At 67.6% G+C, this 15,857-nt stretch carries 10 protein-coding genes; 2 read left to right on the forward strand and 8 right to left on the reverse strand.

Going from position 1 to position 15,857, the window contains the following annotated elements:
* The first annotated feature begins 70 nt into the window (after positions 1 to 70).
* The gene (locus Pla123a_RS00895; RefSeq protein ID WP_146583639.1) at positions 71 to 1,039 is read left to right on the forward strand and encodes a C-terminal binding protein; all 969 of its coding nucleotides are present in this window, start codon (positions 71 to 73) and stop codon (positions 1,037 to 1,039) included.
* Between the two features lie 8 nt (positions 1,040 to 1,047).
* Here Pla123a_RS00895 and Pla123a_RS00900 read toward each other — a convergent pair whose 3' ends face one another.
* The 8 genes from Pla123a_RS00900 to Pla123a_RS00935 all read right to left on the reverse strand — a co-directional run bounded on the left by Pla123a_RS00900 (position 1,048) and on the right by Pla123a_RS00935 (position 14,822).
* The gene (locus tag Pla123a_RS00900; RefSeq protein ID WP_197527567.1) at positions 1,048 to 2,451 is read right to left on the reverse strand and encodes an alpha-L-fucosidase; all 1,404 of its coding nucleotides are present in this window, start codon (positions 2,449 to 2,451) and stop codon (positions 1,048 to 1,050) included.
* A gap of 228 nt (positions 2,452 to 2,679) precedes the next feature.
* The gene (gene pheT, locus Pla123a_RS00905) at positions 2,680 to 4,698 is read right to left on the reverse strand and encodes a phenylalanine--tRNA ligase subunit beta (RefSeq protein WP_146583641.1); all 2,019 of its coding nucleotides are present in this window, start codon (positions 4,696 to 4,698) and stop codon (positions 2,680 to 2,682) included.
* A 225-nt stretch (positions 4,699 to 4,923) separates the two neighbouring features.
* Positions 4,924 to 6,006, reverse strand: a complete 1,083-nt coding sequence (gene pheS / locus Pla123a_RS00910; protein ID WP_146583642.1) for a phenylalanine--tRNA ligase subunit alpha — start codon at positions 6,004 to 6,006, stop codon at positions 4,924 to 4,926.
* 117 nt (positions 6,007 to 6,123) lie between these two features.
* Positions 6,124 to 6,480: a 50S ribosomal protein L20 gene (rplT, locus tag Pla123a_RS00915; protein WP_146583643.1), complete on the reverse strand. Its 357-nt coding sequence runs from the start codon at positions 6,478 to 6,480 to the stop codon at positions 6,124 to 6,126.
* Between the two features lie 162 nt (positions 6,481 to 6,642).
* Positions 6,643 to 6,846, reverse strand: coding sequence for a 50S ribosomal protein L35 (gene rpmI, locus Pla123a_RS00920; RefSeq protein WP_146583644.1), 204 nt, complete (start codon positions 6,844 to 6,846; stop codon positions 6,643 to 6,645).
* A 236-nt stretch (positions 6,847 to 7,082) separates the two neighbouring features.
* Entirely contained in the window at positions 7,083 to 8,165 is a 1,083-nt protein-coding gene (locus Pla123a_RS00925) for a hypothetical protein (protein ID WP_146583645.1), read from the reverse strand.
* A 120-nt stretch (positions 8,166 to 8,285) separates the two neighbouring features.
* Positions 8,286 to 12,692 (reverse strand): tetratricopeptide repeat protein, encoded by a 4,407-nt coding sequence (locus Pla123a_RS00930; RefSeq protein WP_146583646.1) that lies wholly within the window; start codon positions 12,690 to 12,692, stop codon positions 8,286 to 8,288.
* 387 nt (positions 12,693 to 13,079) lie between these two features.
* The gene (locus tag Pla123a_RS00935; protein ID WP_146583647.1) at positions 13,080 to 14,822 is read right to left on the reverse strand and encodes a TIGR03790 family protein; all 1,743 of its coding nucleotides are present in this window, start codon (positions 14,820 to 14,822) and stop codon (positions 13,080 to 13,082) included.
* 181 nt (positions 14,823 to 15,003) lie between these two features.
* On the opposite strand from Pla123a_RS00935, the gene Pla123a_RS00940 reads away from it, so the two are divergent.
* On the forward strand, positions 15,004 to 15,753 hold the full coding sequence (locus Pla123a_RS00940; RefSeq protein ID WP_146583648.1) for an ABC transporter ATP-binding protein: 750 nt from the start codon (positions 15,004 to 15,006) through the stop codon (positions 15,751 to 15,753).
* The last annotated feature ends 104 nt before the right edge of the window (positions 15,754 to 15,857 follow it).

Below are 15,857 nucleotides of genomic sequence, written 5' to 3' on the forward strand. Positions count from 1 at the left end.
ACCGCGGAGCCGGGGGCCACGACACGGAGCGTTTCAAACAACCTCGGTGTTCTTTGCGGTTCCCGACCCCATGCCCACCCACAACGCCCTCTACACCGACTTCCCTTGGGCCGACCCCGACATCGAGCGGGCGCTGCTGGCCGAGGCCGACTGCGAGCTGGTCCTCTCGCCCGACAACAAGGAACAGACCCTCGTCGCCGAGGCCGAGCGGCTCAACCCGGTGCTGATCGTCACCTGCTGGGCGCCGACCACCGCGCGGGTGATCGACGCCGCGCCGAACTGCCGTCACATCGCGCGGACCGGCATCGGGCTCGACAACATCGACGTGCCGCACGCCACCGGCAAGGGCATCCTGGTCACGAACGTCCCCGACTACTGCGTCCGTGAGGTCGCCGAGCACTCGCTGGCGATGGTCATGGACTTGGGCCGCAAGCTGTCGGTCTGCCACCACGCGACCAAGTCCGGCGTGTACGATTTGGTCGCCGCACAGCCGATCTACCGGCTCAAGGGGCAGACGCTCGGCGTTGTTGGCCTTGGCGCCACCGGCACGATCCTGGCCGAGCTCGCGCAGGCGATCGGCATGCGGGTGATCGGCACGAACCGCTCAAAGGACGTGCCGCCCGGCGTCACTTGGAAACCGCTCGAAGAGCTGCTCGCCGTGGCCGACTACGTCAGCATCAACTTCCCGCTGAGCGACGAAACCGCCAATCTGATGAACGCCGACACGTTCGCCCTCATGAAGCCCACCGCGTACCTGATCAATACCGCCCGGGGCGGCATTGTCGACCACGACGCGCTCGCCGCGGCGCTCGACAAGGGCCAGCTCGCCGGAGCCGCGCTCGACGTGCAGGTCCCCGAGCCGCCGGACCTGTCCCGCCCCCCGTACAACGACCCCCGCGTGATCGTCACCCCGCACTCCGCGTTCTGCTCGCCCCAGGCAATCGTCGAGCTCCGCGAACGCGTCGGACGCCAGGCCCGCGACTTCCTGCTCGGCAAGACTCCCGAGTGCGTGGTGAACCCCGGCGTGCTTAAGCAGTAGCCGGCTAGCTACTCTCCAGCAAAAGTCAGCTGGACAACCGGTACGAGCGTGCCCTGGGCGCCCACAGGCAGCGTCAGCCGGATTTCTTCGCCATCGCGGTCAAGCTCAATCGCCTCGCCGCTCCCCAGCAACATTGCGCGTGTGAATTTCGTCGGAACGCCCGCCAGCTCCAGCCGGCCATCCTCGGGCGCGTCGAACACACACAGGTACAGCGCGGCGCCATCGCGGCTCTGGGTGACGCGGCCCCAGGCGGGGCTCGCGACGCCGCTGATCGTGGCGCCGTAGATCGCCTGGCCGTTGGTCGCCATCCAGTCGCCCACCGCCTGCATCCGCTCGACGCTTTCTGGCGGGATCGTGCCGTCGCCGGTGGGGCCGATGTTCAGCAGGTAGTTGCCCCCCTTGCTGACGATGTCGACCAGGTTGCGGACGAGCGTCTCGGTCGACTTCCAGGCGTGGTCGTGCTCGCTGTAGCCCCAGGTGGTGTTCATGGTCATGCAGGTCTCCCAATCGACGCCGGGCATCCCTTCGTCTGGCACGTGCTGCTCGGGCGTGATGAAGTCGCCGTACTTCGGGTCGAGCTGCGTCGAGAAACCGGCGGTCCCCATGCTCTTCCAGCCCGCCTCGGGGATACGGAACAGGCGGTTGTTCATGATGACGCCCGGCTGGCGCTTCCGGACCTTTGCCATCAGGTTGAACGCATCCCACGCCTCGTCGCCCTGGTAGTCGATGGCGCTGTAGTCCCACCACACGATGTCGACCGGGCCGTAGTTGTTCATCAGTTCGTCGACCTGCTTGTGGAGGAATTCGACGTACTTCGAGTGGTCGCGCTCGCCGTTGGGGTAGGGCTTTCCCTTGAGCGGGTGGGGCAGCTGCTGCGAGTTGGCGTAGCCGTACTGGTCGTGGTGCCAGTCGATCACGGAGTGGTAGAACCCGACCCGCAGCCCCTGGGCCCGGCAGGCGTCGACGATCTCGCGCACCAGGTCGCGCTCGAGCACCGAGCCGGCGTCGTAGTCGCTGACGTGCGAGTCGTGCAGGGCGAAGCCGTCGTGGTGTTTGGTGGTGAACACCACGTACTTGCAGCCCGCCTGCTTGGCCAGCCGCGCCCACTCCTCGGCGAAGCCCTGCTTCGGCTTGAAGAGCGGAATCGCCGCCTCGGCGTAGGTGTCAGTGTCCGCTCCCACGTTGTTCTGGATCCATTCCATGCCGCCCCGGTCGCTGACCGCCTTGCCTTCCCACGTGCCAGCCAGGCCGGAGTACAGCCCCCAGTGAACGAACATGCCGAATCGGGCTTCACGCCACCACTCCATCCGCTGGTCACGCTCGGTCATCTTGGGACTCCCCGCCGCCGGCTTGTCGGGAGATTCTTCCGAGACGCCGGGCGTCGCCAAGACGCAGACAATAAGCAGGGGCAAAACGACTGAGATTCTCGAGAAGGGCATCGCGGGCTGCCTATAGGTGTGGGGAAGGCGTCAGGAGAGCTGCTCGCTCTCGCCGCGTTATAACCGAGCCGGCGTCACGCCGCCAATTTTCTGCCGCAACGACCGTGGCGATCCCAGCGCAGAAAGCTTGTATCCGGCGAGCTACGTCTCGCCGGATAGTCCTGGGGAGCGAGTCTCCTGGCGGGTTCGCTACAGCGGGCGTTAAGCCCGCAGTGTGCCGCCGAGTTCTTTGCCGAGGTGCGCGACGATCTGGTCGCGGACGGCGTCGGCCTCTTCGCTGGTCAGGGTGCCGTCGGGCTTGCGGAGCTGGATGCTGAACAGAACGCTCTTCTTCCCCTCGCCGAGTTGCTTGGGGTCGCGGTAGGAGTCGTCCTGGAAGGCGAGCGACTCGAGCGTCACGCCGCCGGCGGAGCGGGCGATCCGCTCGACGTCGGCCCAGCGGACCGATTCGTCGAGCACGATGTTCAGGTCGCGCGTGACCGGCTGGTAGCTCGAAAGCGGCCCGGCGGCCGGCACCAGCCGCGCGGCGGCGATGATCGGCGCGAGGTCGATCTCGGCGATGGTCGACCCGCCGCGGAGGTTGAAGCGGTCCTGGCCCGCGGTGCTCAGCTCGCCAAGCACGCCAAGCTGCTCCCCGTCCACGACAAGCCGGCAGCACCGCGCCGCGTCGAGCAGCTCGTGCTCGGTTGATTCGACCGACCAAGCGAGTTCCGGCGCGATGTGGGCGAGCAGCGTCTCGAGCACGCCCTTTACCTCGCGGAAGCCGCCGCCGGAAGTCAGCGCCAGCACCCGCTTCTCGCCCGGCAGGGCGCCCGGCTTGGGGAGGTAGACCTTGGCGATCTCGAACAGCTCGATGGTCGGGTTGGACTGGGTCTCGTTCAGGCGGCGGCACTCCAAGAGACTCGGCACGACCGTCTGCCGCAGGCGGTTCGCGCGACGCAGCACCGGCGTGCCGGTCGCCAATGGCGCCTCGGAGGTCCAGGGGTGGAATGCCTCGGAGCTGTTCTCGTCGACCGCGCTGAGGGTCAGCGCCTCGTCGAAGCCGGCGGCGGTCATCGCGTGCCGCACCCGCTCCAGCACGACGTCCTCCCGCGTGCGGTGCGACGGCGCCATCCGCACGCCGGCGTCCTCGGGGATGCGGTCGTAGCCGTGGATCCGCGCGACCTCTTCCAGCAGGTCCACCTCGCGCGTGACGTCCGCCCGCCAGGTCGGCGGGACTACCTTGACGCAGTGGTCGCAGTTGTGGGTCTCCTCGCAGCCGAGGTCGGTCAGGATGCGCCGCACCTCGTCGTTTTCAACCTCGATGCCGAGGATGCGGGGGATCTGGTCGTAGCGGAGTTTTATTGTCGGGCGGGTGTCCTCTTGGTTGCCCTCGTCGATGACGCCCTCGCACAGCTCGCCGCCGGCCAGCTCGAGGATCAGCTCGCAGCAGCGGCGGCTGGCCCAGTCGATGCCTTCGGGGTCGACGCCGCGCTCGAACCGGTAGCTCGACGGGCTGAACAGCACGTGCCGCCGGGCGGCGCCGCGGACCGCCATCGGGTCGAAGTCGGCGGCCTCGATCAGCACGTCGACCGTGTCATCAGTGACTTCGGTGTCGTAGCCGCCCATCACGCCGCCCAGCGCAACCGGCCGCTCGGCGTCGGCGATCACGACCTCCTCGCCGGTCAGCGTGAAGGTCTTGTGGTCGATGGCCGTGAACTCCTCGCCCTTTGTGCTGCGACGGACGAGGATCTTGCCCCCCTTCAGCTTCGCGAAGTCAAACGCGTGCAACGGCTGGCCGATCTCCATCATCACGTAGTTGGTGATGTCGACCACGTTGTTGATCACGGCGATCCCCAGCGAGCGGAGCCGGTTGGCCAGCCAATCGGGGCTCGGGCCTATCTTCACGCCCTTGATGAGCCGGGCGGTGTAGCGGGGGCAGAGGTCGTCGGCCTCGATCGTGACGCTGGTCGCCGAGGCGACCTTCGCGCCGGTCGCCTTGGGCTGCGGGTCGGGCTTGCAGAGGTCTTTGCCGAAGATCACCGCCACCTCCCGGGCCACACCGATGTGCCCCAGGCAGTCGGGCCGGTTGCTGGTGACCTCGAGGTCGATGGCCGTGTCGGCGCCCACCTCTTCGATGCCCTCGAGGTTAAGCCCCGTGATCGTAAGCCGGTCGGTCAGCTCCTCCATCGGCATGGAGAGGTTAACGTAGTCGGCGAGCCATTCTTTGGAGACGATCATTGGGTTCCGTCAGCCCTGAAGGGGCGCGCTTTGATAGCCCAGGGCGCAGCCCTGGGAACGGGTTGGCTAGGGACACAGCCCTGAAGGGGCGCGCTAACAGGCGGGGCAGGTAGCGCGCCCCTTCAGGGCTAACGGACTCGTTGTCATACGTTGTCCCAGGGCGCCGCGGCTGCGCCGCTTTGCCCTGGGCTGTGATAGCGCGCCCCGTCGGGGCTCACTGCCACATTAAAACTGCGACAGGAAACGCACGTCGTTCGCGTACAGGTCGCGGATATCCTTGATGCCGTGCTGGCGCATGGCGATCCGTTCCACGCCCATGCCGAAGGCGAAGCCGCTGACCTCTTCGGGGTCGTAGCCGACGGCGCGGAGCACGTTGGGGTCGACCATGCCGGCGCCGCCGATCTCCATCCAGCCGCCCTGCCAATTAATATCAACTTCCACGCTCGGCTCGGTGAACGGGAAGAAGCTGGTGCGGAACCGCACGTGGACGTCCTCCTGCTCGCCGTAGTAGGCCTGGCAGAACATCCGCAGCACGCTCTTCAGGTCCGCCATCGTGACGTGCTTGTCGATCAGCAGGCCCTCGATCTGGTGGAACATCGGGTAGTGCGTCGCGTCGGCCGTGTCGGGCCGGTAGACGCGGCCGAGGGACACAATCCGCACGGGAGGCTGAGCCCCCTCCGCGGCAGCGGCGATACGCTGCTCCATGACACGGATCTGCACCGTGCTGGTCTGGCTCCGCAGCAAGAGCGGCTTGCCATCCGGCCCAATCGCCGGGGCAGGGGAGCTATCGCCTTCCCCTTTCGCAGCCACCGACAAGTAGAAGTTGTCGAGCGGGTCGCGGGCCGGGTGGCTCAGCGGGATGTTGAGGGCCTCGAAGTTGTGCCAGTCGTCCTCGATCTCGGGGCCCTCGACCGCCGTGAAGCCGAGGCGGCCCATGATCTCCTTCATCCGCTCGATCGTCTGCGTGATCGGGTGCAGGTGGCCGAGGCGGAACGGGCGACCGGGCACGGTGGGGTCGAACGCTTCCCGAGCGGCGCCGGACCCGCCGGAGGCGAGGCGCTTCATGGCCGACTCGAGGGCCGACTCGACCGAGCTCTTGACCGCGTTGAGCTTCTGGCCGGCGGCAGGCTTGTCGGCCTTGTCCACCTTGCCCATCCCCTTCTGCACCGACTTCAGCCGACCCGCCTTGGCGCCAAGGAACTCGACGCGGGCGGCCTCGAGCGCATCGGTATCGCTGGCCGCGTCAAACGCTGATTGCGCGTCCGAAGCGAGCGAGTCGAGCTCGGCGATGAAGTCAGAAAGGGCCACGGTCGCGACAACTTAGGGCGTTGGGTGGCACTGCGGGCTCGTCCCGCAGTGGGTGCCGGGTGCCGGGTTCGCACCGCCGGGCAGACCGGCGGTGACGCCCAGCTCGTAGGCAACGCCTTAGGCCGCCAGCGCTTCTTTGACCTTCGCACAAACCGCGGTGAACGCGGGAGCGTCTTCGATGGCCATCTGGCTGAGCGTCTTGCGGTCCATCTCGATGCCGGCCTTCTTGAGGCCGTGAATGAACTCGCTGTAGCGCAGGCCTTCCGCCCGGCAGGCGGCGTTGATGCGGATGATCCACAGCTTGCGGAACTCGCGGGCGCGGACCTTACGGTCGCGGAAGCTGTAGGCTCCGGCCTTGAGGGTGGTCTCCTTCATGGTGCGGAGCAGCTTGCCCCGCCCGCCGCGACGTCCCTTGGCCTCTTTGAAAAGCCGCTTCTTCTTCTTGTGCCGTGCGGCGCCGATTGTCGTACGCATCGATGTTCACCTTGTGGTGTTGGCTCGCTTCCAGGCCGCTGTCGGGTGTGACAGCCGTTCTAATGCCCGAGGAGCTGGGTAAAGGGAGCTGTTGGCTCTTTGCTGCTGGCGATCGGCGGCAGCAAGGAAGCCAACGGCCGATAGCTAACAGCCAAAGGCTTGCTAGTAGCTGTTGCCGGCCAGCGCGGCGCGGACTGCCTTGGCCGAGGCATCGGCGGTCACCGTGGTGCCGCGGAGGTTGCGCTTACGCTTCTGGCTCATGCGGCCGGCCAGGTGGCTGGTGCCAGACTGGCGGTGCAGGGCCTTGCCCTTGGCGGACAGGCGGAACCGCTTCTTGGTGCCTTTGTGGGTCTTCTGCTTGGGCATAACGTCACTCTTGTTTCGTTGCAGCGGCCGCTGGGCCGCTCACTAAATAGGCCGAGAGCCCCGCATTGTAGCAGGATCCCCGGAGGAGAAAAGGCTAACCCGCCCGATCGTCAGACGCGGCGCCCGCCCAGAACCGCGGCCCGGCGGACCACCCGGCACGCTAAGCCGTTGCCAGCAGACAGGTTCGGTCGCCCGGCGGCCGGATTGGTGCTATCGGCTCGCCAGGGCGGCCGCGCTCAAGAAAACGGGTCTTCGCCCGCAAACGGGTCGTCACCGCCACCGAAGGGGTCATCGCCGCCACCAAAAGGATCCTCGGCCGCGGGCTCGCTCGGCGCTCCGGCCGGGGGCGTGGCGTTTTCGTCTGCCGGCATCGGCTCGGCGGCGCCGAATGGGTCGTCTTCAGCCGGAGGAGCGCCGAACGGGTCATCGCCTGCCGGAGGGGCGCCGAATGGGTCGTCGTCGGCCGGCAGCGGTTCTCCGCCGAACGGCGCCTGGTCGCCGGCGTCACCAAACGGGTCGTTCCCGCCGGCGGGCGGGGCGCCGAAGCCGCCGGCCGATGCCGGTGGCTTCGGCAGCAGGCCCTTGATCATGCCGCCAAACAGGCCGCCGAGCTGCTTGGTCGAAACCGCGCCGCGGGCCGCGTCGGGGACGTCGATCGGGGTTGGGGTGGCGGCTGGCTGGCTGGGAGCGGGGGCTTCAGCGGCCAAGTCGTCGGTCATCGGGGCAGCGGCGGCGGTCTCCTCGGAGACCGGCTCATCGGCGAACGGGTCGCCAGACGACTCGGCCTGCTCAGCGACAAGCTGCGCGATAGCATCGGGCGACGCGTCCGATGAAAGCATCCCGAGCGGCAGCCGGAATTCGGCCCGCATCGCCCGCTTGCCGGGCTGGCTGGCGGGCTGGTAGCGGGAACGCCGGTCCTCTTTGGTGGTCGCTTGGAACGCCTCGCGGGCCTCGCGGCGGATCCGCTCGAGCAGCAGCCGCTCGCCCCCCTGGATACGCTGCAGGGCGTGGCCGATGCCGAGCGTGCCTGCGGCGCGGCGGGCCTCGATCGCGGCGCCGATCTGGAAGTCGGCTTCGGCCTCGTACCGGCGGCCCTGCCGGTGCTTGGCAAGACCGCGGTAGTAGTACACCAGCGGGTCGTTGGGGCGGGCCCCGGCGGCCTGGTCCAGCCACCCCTCGGCCTGGTTGGCAGAGCCGTTGAAGTAGGCGTTCACGCCCCGCGCGTAGGCGTCGGCGGTGTCCTGGGCGCCGGCCGGCGCCGCGGCCAGCGGGAGCAGCAGGGCGGTAAGGACGGTTAGCCTGAGCGAGCGAGCGGCCATGGAAGTCTGAAGGGGTTCGTGGAAAACGGACAGCCCGCGCACATCGCGCAGGCTGTCCGCCATAGTAATCCGCCGATCAGCCAATCTCAAACAACGCCCCACGGGGGCCGCCGCCCGGGATCAGGCTGCGGGTTGCTGCGAAGTGCCGGAGGACTTCAGCCGTTCGATCTGCTGCTTGGCCTTCTCGTAGGCGTCGCGTTCGACCAGGCCGAGCTCGTTGGGGTCGAGGTCCATGTCGACGGCCTTGTCCCACGCGGAGACCGCCTGCTGGGTCTGACCGGCGAGCAGGTGCGCCCGGGCCTTGTGGTAGTACTTCGAGGCGGTGGCGCCCTCGGTGACCGCCAGGTCCATGTCGGCGACTGCCTCTTCGGCCTGGCCCATCGCCATGTGGACCACGGCGCGGGTGTCGAGGATGTCGGAGCGGGGGCCGAGGATGTCGGCCGCCTCCGCGACATAGCCCATGGCCTCTTCCATGGTGTTCTTGTCGGACGTGGTCATGGCGAGCTGGTACGCCAGGTTGTTGAGCACGACCGCCCGTTCGAACTTCTTGAGGTCCTCGCGGGCCAGCAGCTTGAGGTACACGCTGCTCGAGCCATCGTAGTCGCGGTGGATGTCGAGGAGTTCGGCCTTCTGCATCAGCAGCCGGACCGACTCGGGGTCCTCGCGGAGCATCCGCTCGAGCCGCGACTGGACGCGGTCGAAGTGCTCGTCGGTGGCCCCTTCGCCGGCGTACTTCAGCAGGCCGGTGCCCCGCTGCACGATCAGGAACGCGACGTCGTCGTCGTCATCGTCGACGGTGTCGAGCATATCGAGCGCCTCGTCGAGGCTGCGGTGCTTGCCGATGAAGTCGGCGTACTCGACCTTGGTCCGCGGCGCCATGTTGGCCGCGGCCTGGTACAGCTTCTCGGCGTTGTCCACATCGTCGAGTTCGGCCAGCAGCTTGGCGACCCGGAGGATCACCGACACGTCGCGGCGGTTCTCGGGACGCTGCAGCAGGCCACGCAGCACGGGGATGACGTCCTGCTTGCGGCCCATCTTGCTGGAGATTCGCACCAGCAGTTCGAGGGTGCGGGTGTCGGTCGGGGCGACCCGCTGCAGGTTCTTCAGCTGGTTGGCGGCGGTCTTGAGGTCGCCGGGCCCGTCCTTCGCCAGCAGCATCCGGATGAACGCCTCGCGGGCGGCGACAAAGTCGCGGTTGCGGCTGGTGAGCTCGACCATGGTCCGCTGGGCCTTCTCCCAGTCGTTGGTCGCGAAGTACAGCTGGCCGAGGTTCAGCTTGTCGCCCGGCTCGAGGTCTTGCACCCCCTGCACGCTCTCGTACAGCTTGATCGCCTTGAGTCGCGAGCCGGGCTCGGGCCGCGAAGCAAGGATCTTGGCCATCGTGAGGGTGTCCTCGTTCGACAGCCGCCCGTTTACGACGTTCGACCGCAGCAGCCGCTCGGCGTCGAGCGCCTTCTGGTAGTCGCCCGCCTGGGCCAGGATCTTGGCGGCGGTGCGGTGGGCCCACATCACCTCGCTGGTGGTCGCCAGCTGGGGGTCCTCCTCGCCGGCCTTGATCAGGCGGTTCATCAGCGGGGTCGCCTTCTGCAGCTTGTCGGCGCGGGGGTAGCCGTTGCCCAGGTAGAAGCGGGCCAGCCGGCTGATCACCAAGCGGTTATCGGGGTCGGACTCGAGCGCCCGCTTGTAGACGTTCTCGGCGTCGAACCAGCGTTTCTGCAGTTCGTAGCCGGCGGCCAGGACCAGCGGCGCGGTGTCCTCGGTCAGTTCGAGCTGCAGCTGGCGGACCGCCTCGGCGCTGGCTTCCTCATCGCCGGTGGTCGACAGGTAGCCGAGGAACGCGAGCCACGCCTCTTCCGACTTGGGGGTAAGCTCAACCGCCTTGCGGAAGGCGACGTCGGCCGCGGCGGCGGCGCGTTCGCGGGTTGACTCCTTCAGGCGGTCGGACATCGAGGCCTTGAGCATGAAGCGTCCCAGCCAGAGCTGAACGTCGCCGCTGTCGGGGTTCTGCTCGGCCACGTTCTGGGCGGCGTCGACCGATTCTTCCCAGCGGTCCTTTATGCCGAGGTAGCGGGCGTTGAGCAGGGCCTCGGCAAACTGGCGGCCGAGCAGACGCTCGCGGAAGGCGGGCGTCGCGCGGTCGAGCTGCTTGAGCGCGTCGTCGAAGCGGCCGCTCTGCATCAGCAGCGAGACGTGCTGCAGCAGCGAGCGGGCGGTCGGCTGCCCGTAGTCGGCGGCCTCGTCGAGGTTGTTGAGGGCCTCGGCGGCGTCGTTCCTGGCGAGGGCCAGGTCGGCCAGCAGGAGGTACGGCAGGTGCCACTCGGGCCGCTGCTGGCGCGCCTTCTCGGCGAGCTGCTCGGCCTCCTTCAGTGTCGATCCGTCTTCCAGGCCACGCTGGACCAGAGAGATCTTGCGGTTGGCCTCGGTGTACAGCCAGTTGGCGTCGTTCTTGTCGCCGACGACCTCAAGAATCTTGTTCTGGATGTCGGTCATGCGGGCGTCGTCGTTGTCGGCGCGGGCGGCGACAAACATGTCGAGCAGGTTGGAGAGCTCGCCGGGGGCCAGCTCGGCCACCTTGGTGCGGGCCTTGTCGAGGGCCTCGGCGGCGCGGAGCGCCTCGAAGCGGGTGATCAGGCCCTGCCACACCATCTGCTGCTGCCGCTTGGGCCAGCTCTCGATGCCGTCGGTGACGGCCAGCATCCGCTCGACGGTTTGCTCGTCGTTGATCTGCATGTACATGTCGGCACGGTCCAGGCGGAGGAGCGCCTCGAGGTTGCGCTCGTCGTCGAACCGGTCGGCGAACCGCTTCTCAACCGCGTCGAGCATCTTGAGCGCCTGCACGGCCCCGCCTTCCGGGTCGCTGGCGGTCAGACGGCACGCTAGGCGCCAGGTGTTGATGTTGTCCGGCTCCTCGTTGATCGCGGCCTTGATCAGAGAGGTCGCCTTCTTGTAGTCCTGGGACCGCATGTGGATTTCGGACAGCAGCAGCTTCTTGGCCGCCGGGGTCATCAGGCCTTCCTCGATCTTCTCGTCGGCGTACTGGTCGGCGGCGGTGAGCACGCCATCCCAGTTCCGCTCGTCTTCGGGCAGGCGCATCTGCTCGGCCACTCGGTCGTTGATCGAGCCGCCGCCGCCGCCGCCGGCGGTAGTCGAAGGCGACCTGCCGATTTTCCGCTCGGCATTCGCCTTCAGGTCGATGGCAATCTGGCTCTGCGGGTTGATCTGCAGGACCGACCCAGCGGCGTCGATCACCTTCTCCCACATCTCGAGCCGCGTGTAGCACAGCGCGAGCATGCCGTTGAGCTCCTCGCTGATCTCCGAGTTGCCCTGCAGGAGCGGCCGCAGCGTCGAGAGCTGGTCGGCGGCCTGGTACCAGTTCTCCTCGGACACCATCAGCCGGGCCCTCAGGTAGTCCAGCATGATCTTCTGCAGGTTGGGGATCTTGGCGAGCTGATTGATCAGCTTGCGGGCCTCGCCCAGCTTCTTGGCGTTGATCAGCGCCCGGGCCTGGGAGACCTGCAGCGAGATCTGCTCGCCGCCGGTGGTCTCTTTGACGCCCCGCTCGTACCAGTCGAGGGCCGCCTCGGCGCCGTCCTCCCGGGCCGCGACGTACGCGCCGGTTAGGTACAGCGAACCCGAGTCGGGCGACTCGGCCAGGCCGCGGTTGAGCAGCTCCTTGGCCTTGCCGTACTCCTCGTCCTGGGCGTAGATACGCGCCCGCAGCAACAGGGCGTCGAGGTTCTTCTCGTCGACCTCGAGCGCCTTCTCGAGGTCGGCAATGCCGGCCTCCTTGCCGTCGTCGCCCTTGCTCAGCCGGAGCCGCGCCCGCGCGACGTACGCGTCGCCGCTCTCGGGGTTGGCGTCGACCGCGTGGTCCATGACGCTCTCCGCCTTGGCCGGGTCGGCGTTGGTCCGCGAGAGCGCGGTGGCGAGCAGGCCGTAGAGGTCGATCTCGTCCGGCGCCACGGCCTTCTCGTCATCGAACTTGTTGCGTTCGGGGTCGTAGCCGAGCGCGCCCGCGCAATGGCGCAGCGCCTTCTCGTTTTGATTCATCCGCAGGTAGCAGGTCCCCAGCATCGCCAGCAGCTCTGGGTCCTTGGGGTTGTCGTTGATCAGGATCTGCAGGTGCTCGGAGGCGTCCTTGGTGAGGCCGAACTTCATCATCAGGTCGACCAGCCGGCGGCGGAGCTCAGTGTTCTTGCGCCACTTGCGGGTGGTGGCCTCCATGATGCCCAGGGCCTGGCGTTTGTCGTCCATCTCCGAGTCTTCCGCCTCGGCGATTTCGGCGAAGGTCATCGCCATTTCGATGGCGTGCTCTTCGTCGTGCTCCCGCTTCTGCGTGAAGCGGTAGAGGTTCATCGCGGCGGAGTGCAGGTCGCCCGCCTTGCGGTCTTCTTCCGCCATGGTCAGCAGCTTCTCGGCCCCGCGGTAGCTCTGCACCAGCAGCAGGCCGTACAGGGCGCCGCCCACGGCGACAGCCCCCACAACCAGACCAACAAGCAGTTTGTAGTTGACTTGATAGCGTTGCATAACGTTCTCTGATGTTTCCGCTGAGACGGTGGGGCCCGAAAATGGAAGGGGCGCCGCGTTGGTTGCTTGTACGATCGGTGTTGCTACGGCTCCGCCGTAGGCGTCGCGTCCTCACGGGGATCCGCCCGCCACGGCGGACGGCGACGCGGAGGTCGCTGGGGAAGAGAAGCAGCGGCCCCCGGCGGAGGTTCCTCAGGCTCTGGGAGCCGTTATAACCGGCCCCGTCGCCCAGGGTTGTCCTGTCGGCCACCCGTTCATCGTATCTTCGCAGCCTAGCGTGTCAACGAATGGGAAGGCGGCGTAAGGCCTGATGGGCGAACAGCTTGGGTGGGCTGTAGCGGCTGGTCCGCATGCACTACGCGGGCCGGCGGCCGATGGTTCGATAACCTATTCCACCCAAACCCAAATCGGCGCCGAACGACGCCCCGAAACCGGGTCTTCCGCCGCCAAAGCAACCGGCCCCTGGCCCAGCTCGGCGGCCTCGATCCGCAGCACCGCGGGCGTCCCCTGCGCCTGACCGATAGTGCGTGAGTTCTGCTGGATCACATAGCGGCTGGCGTCGCCGTCGACCCGCAGCTCGAGGGTCTGGTCGACGCCTACCCGCCGTTCTGGGGTGCTCGAAAGGGCGATCGGCTCCGCCGCGGTGTTCCGGACGTCCACCCGCACGGTGAAGCGGCCGCGGGTCTCGATTGGGTCGTTGCGAACGGCGACCAGCCGGATCTCGTGGCTGCCGTCGGTGAGTTTGGTTGAATCGAGCGAGATCTTGCCGCCCCGCGGCAGCGCGCCCTGCAGCCTGCCGTCGACGTACAACTCGCAGAGCCCGGCCGCCGAAGACAGCCGCGGCTTGATCTCCAACGGGCCCTTCACCAGCTTGTCGTCAACCAGGTTGAAGGCGTCGCAGTCGGGCGGGTCGGCCCACGGCTGGCAGAGCGGGTCGCCCACCACCAGCAGCTGGTACGGCCCCGCGACCGACTGGTAGAACGCCTCGGCGAGCGAGCAGCCACGGAAGTAGTGCAGGTGGATCGTTGGCAGCGGGAACTTGGCCTGGATAGCGAGTGGCTCGGTTACCGTGCCCGACGCGCCAGCGGCGCCTGCCCGAATGAAGCTTGTCAGCAACGTCTGCCCGAGATCCTTGTCGGTGATCCCCCCAAAGCTGGTCAGGTTGTCGCAGATGGCGCCCGGCAGGATCCGCATGCCAGCGCCAGCGACGTCCTGCTTGCGGAATCCGGTTGTCAGGCCCACGACGTCCTGCGCGGCCTTGGGGAGCATGCCGGTGGTCACCTCGGCCATCGCGCCGTCCTCCCGCAGCGCCGCCGCGACCGCGTCGAAACACTTGTGGCGGGTGGTCGAGCGCACGTCTTTGTTTCGGGCGAAGTAGAACGTCCCCCGCGGGCGCGACGCGTCCGCCGAGGTGGCGGTGATCAGGCAGTGGGCGATCTCCTCGACCGTGTTCCCCATTTCGTGCCTGACGCCCAGCATGCACGACAGGAAGTACCGCGGGCCCTTACTGGGGTCCGCCTCGCGCTTGCCGCCGCGGCGCCAGGCGTAACGGCCCCGAAAACCCTGGGTTGGGGCGTTGGCCGCTTCGGCGCAGCGGGCCAGGTCCTGCACGCCCGCGTCCGGCACGTACCAGTTAGTGTTGAGCCCCATCAGCGTTGGTTCTTCCTGCAGCACGACCTGCCACAGGTACGTCGCGCCGGTGATCGACGCGATGGGCCGCATCTGCTTGGGGAACTTCTCGCCGGGGAAGAAGTCCTGGAAGTTGACCCGCATCGGCAGGTCGCACGAATAGACGACGTAGTCGATCTGCGCGGAGAGCTTCCTCCGGTCGATCGTTTCCAAAGTCGGCTTGAGGATCTTGTCGCGGAAGGTGTGGCCGCTGATCTGGGCCGGGTCGCCTTGCCAGTCGAGGTACAGCACGTTCTGCGGCGGGATCTGCCGCAGCCGGGTGTAGTAGTTGGCGACCGTCAGCGACTCGCTGCTGTTCTGGTTGACCACCAGCAGCACATTTTCCGGTCCGCCGCCGGCCAGGCAGCAGCAGGGCGCGAGCAGGGTGGCCAGCCCCAGGCAGCACGCCGGGAGCAGCAGGTCTGCTGCGGATCGGAATAGACGCAGGGGGCGTGGAGGCATGCTGTGGTTGTAAGGCGAGGCGGCGGCTGGGCAAAGGGCGGCGCGTCGCCTTTCGGCCCACTCAGCAACCCGCCATACTGGCTCTGCCGGGATCGAACCCCGGTGGCCAACGCCCTACGCAATCCTACGGTACGCAAGCCGCGGCGTGCTTGTTCATCCGCTCAGACGCCCCCACCCACCCATGGCCCCCGACACGTCAACCGCCGGCACGAAGTCTGCAAGCGACCGCGAGTGCGTGTTCGCCGCCCGCGACGTCACCAAGGTCTACCACATGGGCGAGGTCGACGTGCACGCGCTGCGCGGCGTCACGATGGACCTGTTCGCCGGCGAATTTGTCGTGCTGCTCGGCCCCTCGGGCAGCGGCAAGAGCACGCTGCTCAATATCCTAGGCGGCCTCGACGCGCCGACCACCGGCAGCGTTCACTACCGCGACAGCGAGCTGACCGACTTCGACGCCGCCGCGCTGACCCGCTACCGGCGGCGGCATGTCGGATTCGTGTTCCAGTTCTATAACCTGATACCGAGCCTCACCGCCCGAGAGAACGTGCAGCTCATCACCGAGATCGCCGACAACCCGCTCGACCCGGCCGAGGCGCTCGCGCTGGTCGACCTGGAGAACCGCATGGACCACTTCCCGTCACAGCTCTCCGGCGGCGAGCAGCAGCGGGTCGCCATCGCCAGGGCGGTCGCCAAGCGGCCTGACGTGCTGCTGTGCGACGAGCCAACCGGCGCCCTCGACGTGCACACCGGCGTGCTGGTGCTCGACGCCATCCAGAAGATCAACGAGGAGCTCGGCAGCACCACCGCCGTCATCACCCACAACGCCGTAATCGCCGACATGGCCGACCGCGTGATCAGCGTCTCCGACGGACGGATCCACGACGTGCGGAGCAACGCCACCAAACGGACCGCCAGCGAGCTAGCGTGGTGAGACCAGCGGATGCCCAAGGACCAAGTCGAAGTGACCAAGCGCGTGACCATCGGCGTCGTTGTCCAGCAATGGGGCAGTTTGGCTTGGTCGTTCTGAAGCCGAGC

This window comes from Posidoniimonas polymericola, from assembly GCF_007859935.1.
In the GTDB taxonomy this organism is placed as follows: domain Bacteria; phylum Planctomycetota; class Planctomycetia; order Pirellulales; family Lacipirellulaceae; genus Posidoniimonas; species Posidoniimonas polymericola.

Coding starts and splice junctions, on each gene's coding strand:
- Pla123a_RS00895 (WP_146583639.1), top strand. CDS start 71: ATGCCCACCCACAACGCCCTCTACACCGACTTCCCTTGGGCCGACCCC.
- pheT (WP_146583641.1), bottom strand. CDS start 4,698: ATGATCGTCTCCAAAGAATGGCTCGCCGACTACGTTAACCTCTCCATG.
- rplT (WP_146583643.1), bottom strand. CDS start 6,480: ATGCGTACGACAATCGGCGCCGCACGGCACAAGAAGAAGAAGCGGCTT.
- rpmI (WP_146583644.1), bottom strand. CDS start 6,846: ATGCCCAAGCAGAAGACCCACAAAGGCACCAAGAAGCGGTTCCGCCTG.
- Pla123a_RS00925 (WP_146583645.1), bottom strand. CDS start 8,165: ATGGCCGCTCGCTCGCTCAGGCTAACCGTCCTTACCGCCCTGCTGCTC.
- Pla123a_RS00930 (WP_146583646.1), bottom strand. CDS start 12,692: ATGCAACGCTATCAAGTCAACTACAAACTGCTTGTTGGTCTGGTTGTG.
- Pla123a_RS00935 (WP_146583647.1), bottom strand. CDS start 14,822: ATGCCTCCACGCCCCCTGCGTCTATTCCGATCCGCAGCAGACCTGCTG.
- Pla123a_RS00940 (WP_146583648.1), top strand. CDS start 15,004: ATGGCCCCCGACACGTCAACCGCCGGCACGAAGTCTGCAAGCGACCGC.